Genomic DNA, 18,670 nt, shown 5'->3' with positions numbered 1-18,670 from the left:
CCTTCCGACGGACTAGACTGCACCGATGTTCGTGATCACGCTCAGCTATCTGGTCGACGTCGAGCAGATCGACGAGGCGATGCCCGCGCACCGCGAGTGGCTCGACGCGCAGTATGAGGACGGCGTCTTCCTCGCCTCCGGCGCGCAGGTCCCGCGCAAGGGCGGCGTCATCCTCGCCGCCGGGCTGCCCCGGCTGGAGCTGGAGGCGCGGCTGTCGCTCGACCCGTTCATGCAGAAGAACCTCGCCGCCTACGAGGTCGTCGAGTTCGTCCCCCGCGTGGTCAGGCCCGGCCTGGAGGCCCTCCAGGCATGACGACCCCGGACTACTGGGGATCCCGGACGGTCAAGGTCGAGGGCGGGATCCGGGCCCGCAGCACCCGCGGCGACATCGGCGAGAGCTGGTGGAGCAAGCGTTTCCTCGGCGTCCTCGAGTCGTTCGCGCTCGGCACCCGCCTCACCCGCGGCCGCAACTACGCCCGCGCCGGGCAGGTCCTCACCCTGACCGTCGAGCCCGGCACCGTGGCCGCGGTCGTGCAGGGGTCGCGGCCCACGCCGTACCAGGTGAGCATCGCCCTGCGCGTCTTCGACGACGACGTGTGGCGGCGGGTCGAGGCCGCCCTCGCCGCGGAGGCCCTCGGCGCCGCGAAGCTCCTCGCCGGCGAGATGCCGCCGCACGTCGAGGACGTGTTCGCCGCCGCCGACGCACCGCTCTTCCCCAACCGCGTCCACGACCTCACGATGCGCTGCTCGTGCCCCGACGCCGCGGTGCCGTGCAAGCACCTCGCGGCCGCCTTCTACCTCCTCGCCGAGCGCTTCGACGCCGACCCGTTCCAGATCCTGCTGTGGCGGGGCCGGAGCCGCGACACGCTCCTCGCCGGCCTGCGCGCCCTGCGCACCGGCGTCGTCCACGCGGGCACCGATGCCGCGCCCGCCGCGCCGGTCCTGACGGGCGCCGCGCGGGTCCTCGCCGACATGGACGAGCCGGAGGTCGAGCTGGAGCGGTTCTGGTATCCGCCGGTGCCGCTCGCCGATCCGGAACCCGCCGCGGTGACCGGACGGGACCTCCTGCTGCGCCAGCTGCCCACCCCGCCGGCGTCGCTGGGCGGCCGGGACCTGCTCACCGCATTGCGCGGCTGGTACCGGTAGGTCCGTTCACGTTCGGGTAGGGTCGCGGACATGACCGGTCCGTACCCGCCGCAGCAGCCGGATCCGCTCCAGCCTGGGCAGTCCGCCGGACCGGACGCCGACCCGCTACCGCCCGGCACACCGCCGCTCCCGGGCCCGCCGCCGCAGCCCGCCGCACCACAGCAGCCGCCCGCACCGCAGCCATTTGCCGCACCGCAGCCATTTGCCGCACCGCAGCCATTCGGAGCCCCCCAACCGTTCGGTGCACCGCAACCGTTCGGAGCCCCGCCACCCGCAAGCGCCCCACCCGCAAGCGCCCCACCCGCAAGCGCCCCACCGGCCGGCGCACCGCAGCCGTACGGGACCCAACAACCACCCGGCGCACCGCAGCCGTACGGAGCCCAACAACCACCCGGCGCACCGCAGCCCCCGTTCGGAACCCAACCACCCGGCGCACCGCAGCCGTACGGAGCCCAACCGCCCGGCGCACCGCAGCCCCCGTACGGGACCCAACCACCCGGCGCGCCACCGCAGCCGTTCGGGGCCCAACAACCGCTGGGCGGGCCGCAGCCGTACGGGAGCGGGCAACCGCACGGCGCGCCCCCGCGGGACAAGCTGGTCGTCCCGCTCATCGTCATCGTCGTGACGCTGCTCCTGCTGTGCCTGGCCGGTGCCGCCGGCGCCGTCTACTTCCTGCGGGAGGAGCCCGGCGCCGACAAGACCTCCGAGATCGTCGGCGGCTGACCGTGCGGCGGCGTGCCACGGTCGCGGCGCTGTGCCTCGCGGCGGCCCTCGCCGGCTGCGGTGCTCCCGCCGGCACCGACGGCGACCTCGTCAACGGCTGGTCGGCGCTGCCCGCCGCCTCGTACTCCCCGCCCGCCGTCGGCGCCTGCCTGAAGGGCGCGGCCGGCGCGTTCGAGCCGTCGGCGGCGCCGCTGCAGGCAGGCGACTGCGCCGAGCCGCACGCCGTCGAGGTCGTCGGCGGCGGCCCCGTCCCCGACGCCGCCGCGCCGCCCGCCTGGGACAGCGACGCCAGCCGCGCCGCGTACGTCGAGTGCGACAAGGCCGCCACCGCATACCTCGGCGGCGACTGGCGCACCGGCCGGCTGTTCCCCGTCTTCCGCATGCCGGCGGCGGCCGTCTGGCAGGCCGGCGGGCGGCATTACCTGTGCGGGATCGCCGAGGCCGCCGACGACCTGTTCGCGCCCCTGGACCGCACCGGCAGCGTCAAGGGCGGCATGAGCGGCGAGGCCCGGGACAAGCCGCTCGCGCTCACCTGCGTCCAGCTGTCCGGCGGCGACATTTCCGGCAAGGGCTTCTACGGCACCGTCGACGGTGTCAAGCCGGTCGACTGCGGCGCTCCGCACGACACGGAGTTCGTCGGGGCGTGGACGGCCCCCGCCGGCGACTACCCGTCGCAGCAGCGGCTCAAGGAGCTCGCCGGGGACGCCTGCTACCTGAAGATCGCCCAGTTCCTCGGGATCTCGCAGACCGCGCTGTACCAGCGGGGCGACATCTACACGTTCTGGACCGGCCTCACCGCGAACCAGTGGGCGCTCGGCGACCGCACGGCCCACTGCTTCCTGAACGTGTCGACGAAGACGCCGCTGCGGGCCTCGATCCGCGACCTCGGCACGAAGAAGCTGCCATGAGGTGCCGGCGCTGCCCGGACCCCTGCTATCCGGCGGAGCCGGTGATCGCCTGGCGGAACACCTTCGAGCGGTGGGCGTAGTTGTCGAAGCGGCCGTAGCTGGGCGCCGCCGGCGACATCAGCACGACGCCACCCGCGGGGGTCACCTTGCGGGCGAGGGCGACCGCTTCGACGAGGCTGTCGCTGACGTACGTGGTGAGCAGCGGCAACCCTTCGAGGAGGCCGACGAGGCGCGCCCCGCTGTCCGGCATGCCGATCACGGTCGTCGGCGCGGTGGCGGCGGCGAAGTACGAGCGCAGCGGCGAATAGTCGACGCCTCGGTCCTCGCCGCCGAGCAGAACCGTCAGCGGCCGGTCGCGGAACGCCTCGATCGCGTGGATCGCCGCCTGCGGGATCGTGGACAGCGAGTCGTCGACGAACGTGAGCCCGGACGGGTCCTCGATGCGTTCGAGGCGGTGCGGCAGCCCGGCGAACGCCCCGAGCGCCGCCTCCAGGTCCGGTGCCGACGCCACCACGTCGACGCCGTGGGCCCGCAGGACGCCGAGGGCGATGCAGAGGTTGGCCTCGTTGTGGGTGCCGAGCAGGCGCAGCGCCGTGCGGGGGAACAGCCGCGTGCCGCCGAGGCGGAACACGCCGTCGCGGACGTGGAAGGAGTCCTCGCCGCCGACGACGTGCAGCGGCAGGCCGGTGAAGCGGCGGCCGAGCTCCTCCAGCACGGACGTGGACCCGGCGTGCACGACCACGGCCTCGGGGCCGTTGGCGACGAGGTTGAGCTTCACCCGGTAGTACTCGTCCTCGCCGCCGGTCCAGTCCAGGTGCTCCGGGAACAGCGACGTGACCGCCGTGACGCGGGGCGAGTCGTCGAGGTCGGCACACTGGTACGCCGACAGCTCCAGCACATAGGCGGGCGCGGCCGGCAGGTCCAGCACCGGGATGCCGATGTTGCCGCCGAGCTCGTTGGGCCGGCCGGCGGCGGTGAGCAGATGGCTGACGAGGCTGCTCGTGGTGCTCTTGCCCTTGCTGCCGGTGACGCCGACGGTCTCGGCGCGGTGCGCGGCCATCCACAGGGCGGTGCCGCCGGTGACCCTGACCCCGGCCTCGCGCAGCAGCACCATCCACGGGTGGGTCTGCGCGACGCCGGGCGAGCGGACGATGACGTCGGCGGCGCGCAGCGCGTCGAACCCGGCGGGTCCTGCGTGCAGCGGCGCGAGCGCGGCGAGCTCCGGCGACCAGTCCTTGGTGAGGAAGTTCTGCCGGTCGTCGACGGCGACCAGCGACGCGGGCCCGGCGGGCGCGATCGCGCGGACGGCGGCGACGCCCTCCCGGCCGGTGCCCCAGACGGCGACGCGCCGGTCGCGCAGGTCAGCGAGCTGCACCGAGACCCTCCAGGGCGGCGAGGTAGACCGGCGGGACCAGGTTGGGTCCGTCGCCGCGGAACGTGGCCTCGACCTCGGCGTCCGGCGGCAGCGCCGCCCCCGCGGTCAGCTCGGCCGTGAGCGCGGAGACGATGAGGGTGTCCTTCCACTCGTCCTGCTCCGCGAGGAGGCGCAGCGCGACACGGGACTCCTCGATCTCGCCCACGCACTCGAACGGCTTGTGCGCGGTGAGGCCCATCAGCTCGCGGTACCCCGGCAGCTGCGTGGCGTCGGCGAAGATGTCGGTGCCGAAGATGCCGAGCAGGCGCTCCCGGCCGGTGAACGGTGCCATGGCGAGGAACACGAACCGGCACTTCGGGCAGTGCCCGCACCACCGCTCGGTCGCGTCGCGCTGCTTGAAGGCCGCGTTGCAGCTGGTCACGACGCCGTCGTAGGCGGTGAACTTCGCGAACAGCGCGGCGATGTGCAGCTCCGACAGGCCGCGCAGCAGCGAGAAGTACGCCTCCTGCAGGCCGGCGTGGGCGAGCAGCGCGTCGCGGAGGTGCGCCTCGGCGGGCAGGCCCTTCGACCACTGGTGGTTGATGTCGCGGCCGAGCCACTCCAGGTTGGGCACGGAAGCGGAGGCCTCGTTGGACATGACGACCGGCCCGAGTCCGTGCATGAGCGAGGCGGCGACCGCGATCAGCGAGTTGATCGCCGTGACCGGGATGTGGCCGTTGTACGCGCCGGCGGCGTTCAGCTCGCGCATGCGCGGGTCGAGGGCGCGGCGCACGGTGCGGACCGGCTGCGGCGACACCGCCATGACGCTCTTGATGATCGGGTTGGGGTTGACCGCGAACAGGACCGGGTCGAGGCCGGCGCGCTGCAGCGCCTCCATCGTGACGATCGAGTCCTTGCCGCCGCCGACCGCGGCCAGGGGCGGGCCGACCGGCTCGTGGAGCTCGGCCGGCGGCTCGGCGTAGGGGCCGGGGACGATGTCCAGGTCCAGCACGTAGGCGAGCTTGTTCTGGTACGCGAACTCGCCGAGGCCCTCGCGGTACAGCGCGAACACCCACGGCAGCGCCTTCTCGGCGAGCGGGAACCCGAGCTCGACCCGCTCTGGCGCGGCGATCTTGTAGTAGGACGTCGACGCCGCCACGTACAGCAGGTCCAGGACCCGATCCAAGACCCGGTCCAGGGCCGGCGGCACGACCGACGGCGGCCCGAAGTCCACGGTCTCGGTGAGCACGAGGTCACCGAGCGCGTAGTGGAAGCGGGCGACGCCGGTCGACGGGTCGAACTCCCGACCGGGGAAGCGCAGCGCTTCGACATTCACGCGGGATCTCCTAGCTTCGCGACGCGGACCGGGCAATCCTAGCCGCCGCCCCGACCTCGCCGGTCGCTGTCCGCGGTCGGGTTCCCGCCTGCCCTCCGTCACATCGACGATCACCGAACGTGACCGGGATCGCTCTCGATGGCGCGAACACGTACGCTCTGGCCATGCGTGCCCAGGGGCAGGTCGCGGGTTCGGCGGCGTCGGCGTTGACGCTGCGTGAGTCCCGCGGCAGCTGGGTGATCCCGCCCCCGTGAGCTCCACGGTGGCGGGGCGAGTGACGGCAACCCCGCCGTCCGCTGCCGGACGCACAGACTCTGGGGGCTATGCAGCGTGGGACAGATGCACTACGGCGAGCCGGTCAACCCGGCATCGGGCAGGGCGAGTGTGCCGGGTCCGCCCGGCGGGCCAGGAGGGCCGAGCGGTCCTTTCGACGGTGACGGGCCGCCCACCGGCCGCGCTTCCGTAGGACGGGCGGGTGTCGGCCGGGCCGGCGTGCCCTCCCCCGGCGAGCCGGTGACCGGGCGGGCCTCGATCCCGGGCCCGGGCCCGGCGCCGGACCTCTCGAAGGGTCCGATGCGGGGCTCGGCGCAGGTGCCGGCGCAGGGTGCGGTGCGGGCCTCGGCCCCCGTGCAGGGCTCGGCGCGCGTGGTTGCGCCCGCCGCCGCGGCCGACGTCCCCGAGGGCCGGCCCGCCGCCGGATCCCGCGCGAAGAAGCGCCGCCGGCGCAACATCATCATCGCGTCGCTCGCCGCGTTCATCATGCTCACCGGCATCGGGCTGGTCGCCGGCACGTACTACTTCGACGCCGTGGAACTGCCCGACGACATCGCCCTGGACCAGTCGACGTCGATCTACTACGCCGACGGCCCGCTGATGGCCCGGATCGGCAGCAAGAACCGCACGCTGGTGAAGTTCGAGGACATCCCGGAGCACGTGCAGCACGCCGTCGTCGCGGCGGAGGACAACTCGTTCTACACCAACGACGGCGTCGACTACATGGGCGTCGCGCGTGCCGCGTGGAACAACGTCACCGGCGGCGAGCTGCAGGGCGCGTCGACGATCAGCCAGCAGTACGCCCGCAAGTGGGCGACCCTCGAAGGCGTCACCTACGGCCGGAAGGTCCGCGAGGCGATCATCGCGCTCAAGCTGAACCAGCAGTACAGCAAAGAGCAGATCATGACGATGTACCTCAACATCGTCTTCTTCGGCCGCGGGGCGGACGGCATCCAGGCGGCGTCGTACGCCTACTTCAACAAGCCGGTCAAGGAACTGACGATGACCGAGGGCATGGTCATCGCCGGGATCATCAAGAACCCGAACGGCAACAACGAGAAGGGCAGCCCCTTCGACCCGACGGTCAACAAGGAGGAGTCACAGGGCCGCTTCGACTACATCAAGAAGCAGATGGTTGCCCTGAAGTTCATGTCCGAGACCGACGCGGCGAAGCTCGGACTGCCGGAGACGGTGATCACCCAGGCGCAGAACCGGGCCAACAACACCGTCGCCAACACCTCCCTGGACAAGCCCGAGGGCCTCGCCGTGCACCACGTGCTGGAGGAGGTCGCGGCGCTGACCGACCCGAAGACCGGCGCGCTGCTCTACGAGGACGTCGACCCGCAGGGCAAGAAGAACTTCGACAAGATCCGCAACGGCGGCCTGAGGATCATCAGCACGATCGACTCCCGCATCCAGCAGGTCGCGGTGCAGGAGGCGAGCACGCAGAGCAAAGACTCCAACATGTACAACCAGAAGGACAACCTGCAGGCCGCCCTGGTCGCGGTCGAGCCGGGCACCGGCGCGGTCAAGGCGTATTACGGCGGCGACAAGGGATCCGGCAACGACTACGCCGGCTTCTACCGGGATCCGGTGCTGAGCGACGGCGAGCCGAACTGCTGCGGCGGCCATCCGCCGGGCTCGACGTTCAAGGTCTACACCCTCGCCACCGCGCTGATGGCCGGGTACAGCATCGACTCCTACTGGAACGGCGTGCCGCAGGACTTCCCGGGCCGCACGGCGGCGCTGAAGAACCAGGTGAAGAACGCGACCGAGGGCACCATCCCGGACTGCAAGTCGAAGTCGGGCACGTGGTGCACCCTGGAGGAGGTCACCGTCGACTCGCTCAACGTCCCGTTCTACGCGATCACCCTGCAGCTCGGCGCCGACAAGGTGATCGACACGGCGCGCGCCGCCGGGATCGCCAGCATGTGGGCCACGGTCAAGGTCGACGGCAAGGACGTGTCGCAGCGGCAGGACCTGATCAAGCTGTCCGGCAAGGACGTCCGGCAGCACTTCGACAACGAGGTCGGCTTCGGCCAGTACCCGATCACCGTGCTGGACCACGCGGGCGGCATGGCCACCTTCGCCGCCCGTGGCATGGCGGCGAAGACCCACTTCCTGAAGGAGATCTGGAAGGACGACACGCGCACCTTCGCCGAGGTGCTGAAGCCGACCCGCATCCCCGGCTTCAGCGAGCAGATGGCCGACGACCTCACCACCGTCCTGCAGGGCGTGCCGAAGCACTACAGCCTGAAGGCCGCGCACGGCTACGCGCTGGCCGGCAAGACCGGCACCTGGCAGCTGGGCAACACCACGGACAACGCGCACGCCTGGATGGCCGGCTACGTCCCTTACGACAAGGCGAAGAACGCCCCTGGCCTCGCCGCCGCCGTCTGGGTCGGCAACAAGGGCAAGGAGGTGCCCATCGAGTTCAAGGGCGGCGCGAAGATCATCGGCGGCAAGCTGCCCGGGCCGATCTGGCGGGACTTCCTCGACGGGGCGCTGACCAAGGTGAAGATGCCGAAGGTGTCGTTCCTGCCCTCGAAGGGCGTCGGCGACAAGGACGTCGGCACCGGCATCTCGCCGAGCGCGGGCACGCCCGTCGACCCGGCGAACCCGACCCCGAACCCCAACCCGAACCCGAGCCAGCCGAGCACCAGTCCGAAGCCCAGCCCCAGCACGAGCTCGAGCAAGCGCAACTGATCCCTCCGGCGCACCGGCGGCCGCGCACTCCTCAGGGGTGCGCGGCCGTCGCGCGTCCGGCGCGGGCGCACCGGGCGGACCGGGTCACGCTCGCCAGGTGGCGATGATCGTCTCGGCCTCGTCGGCGACCTCGTCGGCCTCCAGGTCGTCGGTGTCCAGGACGGCGTCGACGCGGCCACGCAGGTCGTGCCGGGCGGTGAGATAGGCGCCGAGCTGGTCCAGGCGCCACGTCTGCGGGCCGTCGTCCTCGTCGTTCTCGACCCGCTCGATGAGCACCGGCGCCGACACGTCCAGCAGCAGGTGGCGTACGTCGTGGCCGCGGTCCCGCAGGCCGTCGAACAGCTCGCGCAGCACCGGGTCGCGCAGGACGGTCATCGGCACGATGAGCGGGTCGGCGCCGCGGGTCTGCCACGCGGCGGCGGTGACCGTGGCCGAACGCCAGGCCGGCAGGTCCTGGTAGTCGCCCGGCTTGAGCAGCCCGACGGTGCGCTTGAGGACCCAGCCGATGCGCTCCGGATCGAACGCGCGCGCCTTCGGGTCGCGGCGGCACAGCTCCTTCGTCAGGGTCGTCTTCCCCACGCCGAAGGGCCCGTTGATCCAGACGATCACGGGTCCCAGCTTTTCACGGTGCGACGCCCCTGCCCAGGTACGGCACGCGCGGGCTGCCAGGTTCTTCGCAGCGGACGCCGAGCCGGATGGCAGGCCCGGGCGCGATAAATGAGTCATGGACATCTTGACCCTCCCCCAGCGCTCCGCCTCCGGCCTCGACCACGTCACCGTGCTGCTGGTCGCCGGCGGCACCCGCTTCGCCGACCTGACCCGCTTCCTCCCCCAGGACTGGACGGTCGTGCGGCACACGACGCACGAGCCGGTGGTCCGCGATCCGGACATCGTGGTGCTCGACGACCCCGGACCGAGGGCGGTGAGCGCCGCGTGCCTGCGGCACCCGGCCTCGGCGATCGTGGTGGTGCTCAGCCCGTACAGCGACCATCACGAGGTCGTCGACGTGCTCGAGGCGGGCGCCGACGCGTGTGTGCGTTCCAACACCACTGCCGTCGTCGCGGCGCATGTGGAAGCCTGCCGGCGGCGCCAGGCCGCATAGGGTATTTGGCGTTTCCGGCAACATATTCCAGAGAGCGCTTTCAAAGGGTTTCGCGATTGACAATGCGCAAGTCATGGCCCACTCTGAATCGTGTCTTGAGAGCGCTCTCAGGCCGATTGGCGGCCAGGGTGACCAGCCGATCGTCCAGGCGAATCGTGATCAGGGTGTAACCGGTGTGAGGGTGCGGCGGGCGGCGGAGCGGCATGCTTCGTCGCCCGTCCCTTTTTGTGCGCCATACCATCGGGCGACTTCAGTCATGATGTGTCCGGCAGACAGATATGGGGGAAAGCGCAGATGGTGATGTCGGGGCGGGATCGGCCCACGCTGGAGAACGTCGCACAGCGTGCCGGGGTGTCGCGGGCCACCGCCTCCCGCGTGGTCAACGGCTCCACCTCCGTCGCACCGCACATCCGCGACAAGGTCCTGAGCGCCGTCGACGCCCTCGGCTACGTCCCCAACCAGGCGGCGCGCAGCCTGGTGACCCAGCGGACCGACTCGATCGCCCTCGTCGCGTCGGAGACGACCAGCCGGGTGTTCTCCGACGACCCCTTCTTCGCCGCCGTGATCCGCGGGGTCAGCCTCGAGCTGGAGGCCGCCGACAAGCAGCTCGTGCTGATGATGGTCGGGCCGTCCGGGCCCAGCCACGACCGGGTCGAGCGCTACGCGACCGGCGGCCACGTCGACGGCGCGATCATCTTCTCCATGCATGGCGCGGACCCGCTGCCGGAGCGGCTGAGCCGGGCGGGCGTGCCGGTGGTCTGCAACGGCCGGCTGCTGACCCAGTCCCAGGTGCCCTATGTCGACGTCGACAACGAGGACGCGGCCCGCACCGCGGTGCACCACCTGCTGGACACCGGCCGCCGCCGGGTCGCGACCATCGCCGGCCCGCAGGACATGAGCGCCGGCATCGACCGGCTCAAGGGCTACCGCTCGGCGATGCAGGACGCCAGCCGGCGCTCGATCGTCGCGGTCGGCGACTTCACCCGGCAGTCCGGCGCCCTGGCGATGAGCCAGCTGCTCGCCGACGACCCCCAGCTCGACGCCGTGTTCGCCGCGTCCGACGCGATGGCCGACGGCGCGCTGCGCGCCCTGCGCCAGAACGGCCGCCGGGTCCCCGACGACGTGGCGGTCGTCGGGTTCGACGACATGGAGTTCGCCCGCGACACCGAGCCGCCGCTCACCACGGTCCGCCAGCCGATCACCGACATCGGGCGCACCGTCGCCCGGCAGGTGCTGCGGATGGCGGCCGGCGAGCAGATCGAGCCGGTGCTGCTGCTGCCGACGGAGCTCATCAAGCGCGAGTCGGCCTGATGCAACGGCCCGGAATAGGGCATGGTGGGACAGGTGAGACTCGCGACCTGGAACGTGAACTCGGTCAGGGCCCGGCTCCCCCGGCTCCTCGAGTGGCTCGGCACGGCCGCGCCTGACGTGCTCTGCCTGCAGGAGACCAAGGTCGGCGCGGACGGCTTCCCCACCGAGGAGGTCGCCGCGCTCGGCTACGAGGTCGCCGCGCACGGCGAGGGCCGGTGGAACGGGGTGGCCCTGCTGTCCCGCGTCGGCCTCGACGACGTGGTGCGGGGCTTCGAGGGCGACCCCGGCTGGGGCGGCGAGCCGACCGGCGAGGAGGGCCTGTTCGACTCGCCCCGCATCGAGGCCAGGGCCGTCTCCGCGACCTGCGGCGGTGTCCGTGTCTGGTCGGTGTACGTGCCGAACGGCCGCACCCCGGAGTCGGCGCACTACACGTACAAGCTGCGCTGGCTGGAGGTGCTGCGCTCCCGCGTCGCCGATGAGCTCGCCGGCACCGACCGGCTCGTGGTCTGCGGCGACTTCAACGTCGCGCCGACCGACGCCGACGTCTTCGACCCGCGGGCCTTCGTCGGCGCCACCCACGTGACCGCGCCGGAGCGCGAGGCACTCACCGCGCTGCTGGAGGCCGGGCTGCGCGATGTCGTGCCGGCGCCGATGAAGGGGCCGAACCCCTTCACCTACTGGGACTACCGTGCCGGGATGTTCCATCAGGACAAAGGCATGCGGATCGACCTCTTCTACGCGAGTCCGGCGGTCGCCGACGCGGTCAAGGCGGCGTCCATCGACCGTGAGGCACGCAAGGGCAAGGGCCCGTCGGACCACGCCCCCGTCGTGGTGGACATCGATCTTTGAGTACGCTCCGTGACCAGGACACCCTGCCCGGACGGTACTGTTAAAAGTGAAACGATCAAGTAAAGTGATGGATGGCCCCAAGGCCTCCTGATGTGCGTGCTTCGTCCACAACAGAGCGTGATCACACCGTTACCATGAGCCGGTAATTCGCCCTTTTCGGGGGTGTATGATCCAAAAGTCGTTGTGCTTGGATCACGCCCTCATCACGGCCCGGCGTGGACTTGGTTACAGGACGGGGGGTGACCCTTGACGATCGGCCGAACGGGAGACAGGGTTCCTCCCAACGGAGGCGACACACCAAGTCGGCTTCGTGCACGCTCTGCCCGTGGACCGAACCTGCGGATAGGGCACCAGGAGTCCACGAAGACACAGCCGATCGGCTGCTGACTGCCACGGGCCCCGGTCTGGCCGACGCGCGGTTCCATGCTGCGACGGTCATGGCTGTCGGCTGTGCAAGGCGGGCAAGCGGCCGGGGAGAGGGGCGCCACGCCCATGACTATGGGACCCGTCACGTCCAAGAGCGACGAGCAGGTGCCGAGTGTCGAAGAGGCGACCAGCACGCCGCCTGGTGTCACCGCCAAGGCCATCGAGGGGCGTTCGCTCGGTCAGATCGCCTGGACCCGCCTGAAGCGCGACAAGATCGCACTGTCGGGCGCAGGCCTCATCGTGTTCCTCGTGCTCGTCGCGATCTTCGCACCGCTGATCAACAAGGTGTGGGGACACCCGATCAACGAGTTCCACCAGGACAAGATCAACCCCAACCTCGGCGGCATCCCCGAGCCCGGCACCTGGGGCGGCATCAGCAGCGAGTTCCTGCTGGGCGTCCAGCCGGTCACCGGCCGCGACCTGTTCTCGCAGATCATCTACGGTGCGCGGGTCTCGCTGCTGGTCGCGCTGTCCGCCACGATCGTCGCGGTGATCCTCGGCGTCGTGCTCGGCATCTGCGCCGGCTACTTCGGCGGGTGGATCGACACCGCGGTCAGCCGCCTGATGGACCTGATCCTGGCGTTCCCCTACCTGCTGTTCTCGATCGCGCTGATCTCCGTCGTGCCGGTCACCACGGCCTGGCGCATCGGCGTGGTCGTCGGCGTCATCTCGTTCTTCAGCTGGCCGTACATCGGCCGGATCGTGCGCGGTCAGACCCTGTCACTGCGGGAGCGGGAGTTCATCGAGGCCGCTCGCAGCGTCGGCGCCGGGCCGGTGCGGATCCTCTTCCGCGAGCTGCTGCCCAACCTGGTCGCGCCGATCCTCGTCTACTCGACGCTGGTCATCCCGACCAACATCGTGTTCGAGGCGTCGCTGTCCTTCCTCGGTGTCGGCGTACTGCCCCCCACTCCCTCGTGGGGCCGCCTGCTGTCCGACGCCGTGGGCTTCTACGTGTACGACCCGGTGTACATGTTCGTGCCGGGCCTCGCGATCTTCATCATGGTGCTCGCCTTCAACCTGTTCGGCGACGGCCTGCGCGACGCGCTCGACCCCAAGGCCAACCGCTAACCCCCGTCACCAGCGCTGCCACGCCCTGGCACCCCGCGCCCGGACCGGCTCCCGCACCAGGGATCCGTCCCGTGCCACCCCGGATCTCCACTCGCACAGCAGCACAGCTCGGACGGCCCGTCCCTCGGCGGGTCGCGCCAAACAAGGAGGGAAACCTAGTGAGAATGAGGACAGGGGCATTGGTGGCCGGTTCGGCTGCTGTCGCCCTGGTGTTGTCCGCCTGTGGGTCGGGCGGCGACGACAAGACGCCCAGCACGGGCGAGAGCACCACTGGTGTGTCGGGCTTCAACGCCGCCACCAAGGGCATCGTCAACCCTTCCACCAAGAAGGGCGGCACGCTCAAGCTCGCCAACCACTCCGACGCTGACTCGTGGGACCCGGTCCGTGCGTACTACGCATGGGTCTGGAACTTCCAGAAGGGTTACTACGTCCGGACCCTCCTCACCAACGCGTCGAAGCCGGGCGAGGACGGTCTGAAGCTCGAGCCCGACCTGGCCGAGAAGCTGCCGGAGATCACCGACGGCGGCAAGACCTACACGTTCAAGCTGAAGTCGGGCGTCAAGTTCGAGGACGGCTCGCCGATCACCTCGAAGGACATCAAGTACGGCATCGAGCGCGTGTTCGCTCAGGACGTGCTGTCCGGTGGCCCGACCTACATCGTGGACGTGCTGGACCAGGGCCAGAAGTACCCCGGCCCGTACAAGGACACCGACCCGGACAAGCTGGGCCTCAAGTCCATCGAGACCCCGGACGACACCACGGTCGTCTTCAAGTTGAAGGAACCGCTGTCGGACTTCAACTACCTGCTCGCCATGCCCGGCTCCGGCCCGGTCCAGAAGGCGAAGGACACCGGCGACAAGTACGGTGACAAGCCCGTCTCGACCGGCCCGTACAAGTTCCAGTCGTTCGAGCCCGGCAAGAAGGCCGTGCTGGTCCGCAACGAGAACTGGGACGCCAAGACGGACACCATCCGCGCGGCGCTGCCGGACCAGATCGACCTCAGCATCGGCACGGCTGTCGAGGAGATCGACAACCAGCTGATCAGCGGTGACATCGACATCGACACCGCGCAGACCGGTGTTCAGCAGGGCGCGCAGCCGAAGATCCTGCTCGAGCCGACCAAGAAGGCCAACGCGGACACGCCGACCACCGGCTTCATCCGCTACTTCTCGATCAACACCAAGGTCCCGCCGTTCGACGACATCCACTGCCGCAAGGCCGTGCAGTACGCGACCGACAAGATCACGATGCAGACCGCTCGTGGTGGCGCGGACGCCGGTGGCGACATCGCCGTGAACATGCTCCCGCCGAACATCGCGGGACACGACCCGGCGCTCGACCCGTACAACACCAAGTCGGGCAAGCCGCAGATCGACAAGGCCAAGGAAGAACTGGCCCTGTGCAAGAAGCCGAACGGCTTCGACACGGTCATCGCGACCCGTAACGCGGGCAAGGAGCCGAAGACGGCCGAGGCGCTGCAGGCCGCGCTGAAGAACGTCGGCATCAACGCCCGTCTCGACCCGACCGACGCGTCGCTGTACTTCCGCTCCACCATCGGCGCGCCGTCCAACACGCACGCCAAGGGCTACGGCCTGATGATGGCCGGCTGGGGTGCCGACTTCCCGACCGGTTACGGCTTCCTGTCGATCCTGGTCGACGGCCGCTCGATCTCCCCGTCTGGTAACAACAACTACGCGGAGCTCAACAACCCCGAGGTCAACAAGCTGATCGACGACGCCAAGGCCGCGACCGACCCGAAGGCCGCCGCGGACATCTGGGGCAAGATCAACAAGATCGTCATGGACGAGGCCGTCATGGTGCCGTTCGTGTACGACAAGGCCCTGAACTACCGCAACCCCCGCCTGACGAACGTCTTCGTCACGGAGTACTACGGCATGTACGACTTCAGCAGCCTGGGCGTCTCCAGCTGACGAGGTCGCACCTGACCGAGCAATGCCAGTAAGCCGGTAACCCGCCCTTCCGAGGAAACGAAGGCAGGTGAAGGCCACGGCGCCGGCCGGTGAGACGGGAACCCCGTCGAGCCGGCCGGCGTCAGGCCGCACACGTGATCAACTACATCCTGCGCCGCCTGGTCACGGCAGTCGCGCTGCTCGTGGCCGTCTCGGCCGTCACCTTCCTGATCTTCTTCGCGATCCCGAAGGCCGCCGGTGCCGACCCTGCCGAGATGTACGTCGGTAAGTCGGCGACCCCGCGCGACGTCGAGGCGACCCGGATCAAGCTCGGGCTCGACAAGCCGATCTACATCCAGTACGGGCGCTTCCTGAAGGGCATCGTCGCCGGCCGCGACTACAACAACGGCCCGAGCGTCACCCACTGCTCCGCGCCCTGCTTCGGCTACTCCTTCCGCACCGACCGCGAGGTGTGGCCGCTGCTGATCGACCGGCTCCCCGTCACCATCTCCCTCGCCCTCGGCGCCGCCGTCATCTGGCTGCTCTTCGGCGTCGCCGGTGGCATCATCTCGGCCCTGAAACGCGGCTCGATCGCGGATCGCACAGCGATGATCATCGCGCTCGCCGGCGTCTCGCTACCCATCTACTTCACAGGCCTGGTCGCCCAGCAGCTCTTCGTCCATACCTGGCCGATCTTCCAGGGCGGCGAGTACATCAACTTCAAGGACGACCCGGTCGGCTGGGCCAACAAGCTCTTCCTGGCCTGGGTCACCCTCGCGCTGCTCTTCGCCGCGCAGTACACGCGACTCACCCGCGCGCAGATGCTCGAGACCATGAGCGAGGACTACGTCCGCACCGCGCGCGCCAAGGGCCTCAAGGAGCGGGTCGTGGTCGGCAAGCACGCGATGCGCTCCGTGCTGACCCCGATCGTCACGATCTTCGGCCTGGACCTGGGTGGCCTGCTCGGCGGCGCGATCCTCACCGAGAGCGTCTTCAGCCTCCCCGGCATCGGCCGGCTCAGCATCGACGCGGTGAACGTCAAGGACCTGCCGATCATCCTCGGCGTCACGCTGTTCGGCGCGTTCTTCATCGTCATGGCCAACCTGCTCGTGGACCTGCTCTACGCCGTGATCGACCCGCGGGTGCGGCTCTCGTGACCCTGCCGCAGCCCCGCCCCGATCGACCCGGCACCCCTGGAAAGGAGTGAGCATGTCCACCAGCCTGCTCAAGGACGGCGAGCCGACCCCGCTCGGCTCCGGCTCGGCCGCGGAGTCCTTCCTCGACGTACGCGACCTGCGCATCCACTTCAAGACCGACGACGGCGTCGTCAAGGCCGTCGACGGCCTGACGTTCCAGCTCGAGCGCGGCGAGACCCTCGGCATCGTGGGCGAGTCCGGCTCCGGCAAGAGCGTCACCAGCCTCGGCATCCTCGGCCTGCACCGGCGCGGTTCGGCGAAGATCTCCGGTGAGGTCTGGCTCGACGGAGAGGAGCTCATCGGCGCCTCGCCGGAGCGGGTCCGCTCCCTGCGCGGCGCGAAGATGTCGATGATCTTCCAGGACCCGCTGACCGCGATGCACCCGTACTACACGGTGGGCAAGCAGATCATCGAGGCCTACCGGGTGCACCACAAGGTCAGCAAGGCCGACGCCCGCCGCCGCGCCGTGGAGATGCTCGACCGGGTCGGCATCCCCCAGCCGCAGAAGCGCGTCGACGACTACCCGCACCAGTTCTCCGGCGGTATGCGCCAGCGCGCGATGATCGCGATGTCGCTGGTCAACAACCCGCAGCTGCTGATCGCGGACGAGCCGACCACCGCGCTGGACGTGACGGTGCAGGCGCAGATCCTGGACCTGATCCGCGACCTGCAGGCCGAGTTCAACTCCGCGGTCATCATCATCACGCACGACCTCGGGGTGGTCGCCGAGGTCGCCGACGAAATCCTGGTCATGTACGGCGGCAAGTGCGTCGAGCACGCGACCGCGCAGGACATCTTCCGGCGGCCGGAGCACCCGTACGCCTGGGGCCTGCTGTCCTCGATGCCCCGCGTCGACCGGGAGGTGCGCGACCGCCTCGTGCCGATCAAGGGCAACCCGCCGTCGCTGATCAACCTGCCGAACGGCTGCTCGTTCCACCCGCGCTGCCCGTACGTCGAGCGCAACGGCATCCCTTGCAAGACGGTCGAGCCGACCCTGGTGGAGGGCACGGCCGACCACGGCGTCGCGTGCCACATCCCGCCCGCGGAACGGCAGGCCATCTTCAAGTCGGACATCGCCCCATCCCTCTGAGGAGCACGACAGTGTCGACGAGCACCCAGTCCCAGCCGGCCCCGGCACCGCAGCGGGGCGGCGACAATCTCCTCGAGGTCCAAGGCGTCGAGAAGCACTTCCCGATCCTTCGGGGCGCGTTCTTCAAGCGCAAGGTCGGCGCCGTGCGCGCCGTCGACGGCATCGACCTCGCCGTCAAGAGCGGCGAGACGCTCGGCCTGGTCGGCGAGTCCGGCTGCGGCAAGTCCACCACCGGCCGGCTCATGACCCGGCTGCTGGAGCCGACCGGCGGCAAGGTCATCCTGGAAGGGCGGGACATCTCGCACCTCGGGGTCTCCCAGATGCGCCCCCTGCGGCGCGAGATCCAGATGATCTTCCAGGACCCGTACTCGTCGCTGAACCCGCGGCACACCGTCGGCTCGATCGTCGGTGCCCCGCTGCAGGTGCAGAACATCAAGACCCCGCACGGGCAGAAGCGCGAGGTCCAGCGGCTGCTGGAGCTCGTCGGCCTCAACCCCGAGCACTACAACCGCTACCCGCACGAGTTCTCCGGCGGTCAGCGCCAGCGCATCGGCATCGCCCGGGCCCTGGCCCTGCAGCCGAAGCTCATCATCGCCGACGAGCCGGTCTCGGCCCTGGACGTGTCGATCCAGGCCCAGGTCGTCAACCTGCTCGACGACCTGCAGCGCGAGTTCAACCTGACCTACGTGTTCATCGCGCACGACCTGTCCGTGGTCAAGCACATCTCGGACCGGGTCGCCGTCATGTACCTGGGCAAGGTCGTCGAGGTCGGCCCCCGCGACGGGCTCTACAGCACGCCGCTGCACCCGTACACGTTCGCGCTGCTGTCGGCGGTGCCGGTGCCCGACCCCGACCGCCGCGACAAGGCGCAGCGGGAGCGGGTCCTGCTCACCGGCGACGTGCCCAGCCCGATCGACCCGCCGTCCGGCTGCCGCTTCCGGACCCGGTGCTGGAAGGCGCAGGACATCTGTGCCCAGGAGGAGCCGCCGCTGCGCGAGCTGCTGCCGGGCCAGACCGTCGCCTGCCACTTCCCGATCACCGACGAGGAGCGCTCCGCCAAGGGCGCGCAGGCCGCCCGGGCCGCCGCCGCGGAGATCCCGGTCGCCGCGTCGACGGATCCCTTCGCGGAGCCGATCGCATAACGGGATCGACGGTGCCGGGGAACCACCAAACGGTGGTTCCCCGGCATTTCTCTGGAAACATTGGAGCGAATCGCTCCCGGTGCTCGAAAATCTTGAACAAATGCCTTCCGCCGGCGAATGTTTTTCGATC

Annotated in this window: 15 protein-coding genes; 12 read left to right on the top strand and 3 right to left on the bottom strand. The window is 70.2% G+C overall.

What is annotated here, in order from left to right; genetic code table 11:
- Nucleotides 1-25: 25 nt before the first annotated feature.
- The 3 genes from ABZS58_RS17040 (at nucleotide 26) to ABZS58_RS17030 (ending at nucleotide 2,777) form a co-directional block, all read left to right on the top strand.
- Nucleotides 26-313 carry a YciI family protein gene (locus ABZS58_RS17040; RefSeq protein ID WP_354782327.1) on the top strand — a complete coding sequence of 96 codons (288 nt, stop codon included), beginning with the start codon at nucleotides 26-28 and terminating at the stop codon, nucleotides 311-313.
- On the top strand, nucleotides 310-1,146 hold the full coding sequence (locus tag ABZS58_RS17035) for an SWIM zinc finger family protein (protein ID WP_354782325.1): 837 nt from the start codon (nucleotides 310-312) through the stop codon (nucleotides 1,144-1,146). The genes ABZS58_RS17040 and ABZS58_RS17035 overlap by 4 nt, the downstream gene beginning before the upstream one ends.
- A gap of 725 nt (nucleotides 1,147-1,871) precedes the next feature.
- Nucleotides 1,872-2,777 carry a septum formation family protein gene (locus ABZS58_RS17030; protein ID WP_354782323.1) on the top strand — a complete coding sequence of 302 codons (906 nt, stop codon included), beginning with the start codon at nucleotides 1,872-1,874 and terminating at the stop codon, nucleotides 2,775-2,777.
- Between the two features lie 25 nt (nucleotides 2,778-2,802).
- On the opposite strand, the gene murD is transcribed toward ABZS58_RS17030, so the two are convergent.
- Both murD and ABZS58_RS17020 read right to left on the bottom strand, forming a co-directional pair.
- Entirely contained in the window at nucleotides 2,803-4,152 is a 1,350-nt protein-coding gene (gene murD / locus ABZS58_RS17025; protein WP_354782321.1) for a UDP-N-acetylmuramoyl-L-alanine--D-glutamate ligase, read from the bottom strand.
- Complete coding sequence (locus ABZS58_RS17020) at nucleotides 4,139-5,467, bottom strand: hypothetical protein (protein WP_354782319.1); 1,329 nt, start codon at nucleotides 5,465-5,467, stop codon at nucleotides 4,139-4,141. Before ABZS58_RS17020 ends, murD begins: the two co-directional genes overlap by 14 nt.
- Nucleotides 5,468-6,040: 573 nt before the next feature.
- Here ABZS58_RS17020 and ABZS58_RS17015 point away from each other — a divergent pair.
- Nucleotides 6,041-8,446, top strand: coding sequence for a transglycosylase domain-containing protein (locus ABZS58_RS17015; protein ID WP_354782317.1), 2,406 nt, complete (start codon nucleotides 6,041-6,043; stop codon nucleotides 8,444-8,446).
- 84 nt (nucleotides 8,447-8,530) lie between these two features.
- Here the strand turns inward: ABZS58_RS17015 and ABZS58_RS17010 are convergent, their stop codons facing one another.
- Nucleotides 8,531-9,055, bottom strand: coding sequence for an AAA family ATPase (locus tag ABZS58_RS17010; protein WP_354782315.1), 525 nt, complete (start codon nucleotides 9,053-9,055; stop codon nucleotides 8,531-8,533).
- A 115-nt stretch (nucleotides 9,056-9,170) separates the two neighbouring features.
- Between ABZS58_RS17010 and ABZS58_RS17005 the strand changes: the two genes are divergently transcribed.
- The 8 genes from ABZS58_RS17005 (at nucleotide 9,171) to ABZS58_RS16970 (ending at nucleotide 18,540) form a co-directional block, all read left to right on the top strand.
- Nucleotides 9,171-9,548: a hypothetical protein gene (locus tag ABZS58_RS17005; RefSeq protein WP_354782313.1), complete on the top strand. Its 378-nt coding sequence runs from the start codon at nucleotides 9,171-9,173 to the stop codon at nucleotides 9,546-9,548.
- 300 nt (nucleotides 9,549-9,848) lie between these two features.
- A complete protein-coding gene (locus tag ABZS58_RS17000) occupies nucleotides 9,849-10,859 on the top strand; it encodes a LacI family DNA-binding transcriptional regulator (protein WP_354782311.1) in 1,011 nt (336 codons plus the stop codon).
- A 33-nt stretch (nucleotides 10,860-10,892) separates the two neighbouring features.
- Nucleotides 10,893-11,708, top strand: coding sequence for an exodeoxyribonuclease III (locus tag ABZS58_RS16995; protein WP_354782309.1), 816 nt, complete (start codon nucleotides 10,893-10,895; stop codon nucleotides 11,706-11,708).
- A gap of 492 nt (nucleotides 11,709-12,200) precedes the next feature.
- Nucleotides 12,201-13,202, top strand: coding sequence for an ABC transporter permease (locus ABZS58_RS16990; RefSeq protein WP_354782307.1), 1,002 nt, complete (start codon nucleotides 12,201-12,203; stop codon nucleotides 13,200-13,202).
- Nucleotides 13,203-13,411: 209 nt separating this feature from the next.
- The gene (locus ABZS58_RS16985; protein ID WP_354782305.1) at nucleotides 13,412-15,133 is read left to right on the top strand and encodes an ABC transporter substrate-binding protein; all 1,722 of its coding nucleotides are present in this window, start codon (nucleotides 13,412-13,414) and stop codon (nucleotides 15,131-15,133) included.
- A gap of 134 nt (nucleotides 15,134-15,267) precedes the next feature.
- Nucleotides 15,268-16,269: an ABC transporter permease gene (locus ABZS58_RS16980; RefSeq protein ID WP_354782303.1), complete on the top strand. Its 1,002-nt coding sequence runs from the start codon at nucleotides 15,268-15,270 to the stop codon at nucleotides 16,267-16,269.
- 52 nt (nucleotides 16,270-16,321) lie between these two features.
- A complete protein-coding gene (locus ABZS58_RS16975) occupies nucleotides 16,322-17,398 on the top strand; it encodes an ABC transporter ATP-binding protein (protein ID WP_354782301.1) in 1,077 nt (358 codons plus the stop codon).
- 11 nt (nucleotides 17,399-17,409) lie between these two features.
- A complete protein-coding gene (locus ABZS58_RS16970) occupies nucleotides 17,410-18,540 on the top strand; it encodes a dipeptide ABC transporter ATP-binding protein (RefSeq protein WP_354782299.1) in 1,131 nt (376 codons plus the stop codon).
- The last annotated feature ends 130 nt before the right edge of the window (nucleotides 18,541-18,670 follow it).

It is taken from the genome of Dactylosporangium sp. NPDC005555 (genome assembly GCF_040605635.1).
Classification (GTDB): domain Bacteria; phylum Actinomycetota; class Actinomycetes; order Mycobacteriales; family Micromonosporaceae; genus Dactylosporangium.
This window is presented reverse-complemented; position numbering and strand designations above follow the sequence as displayed.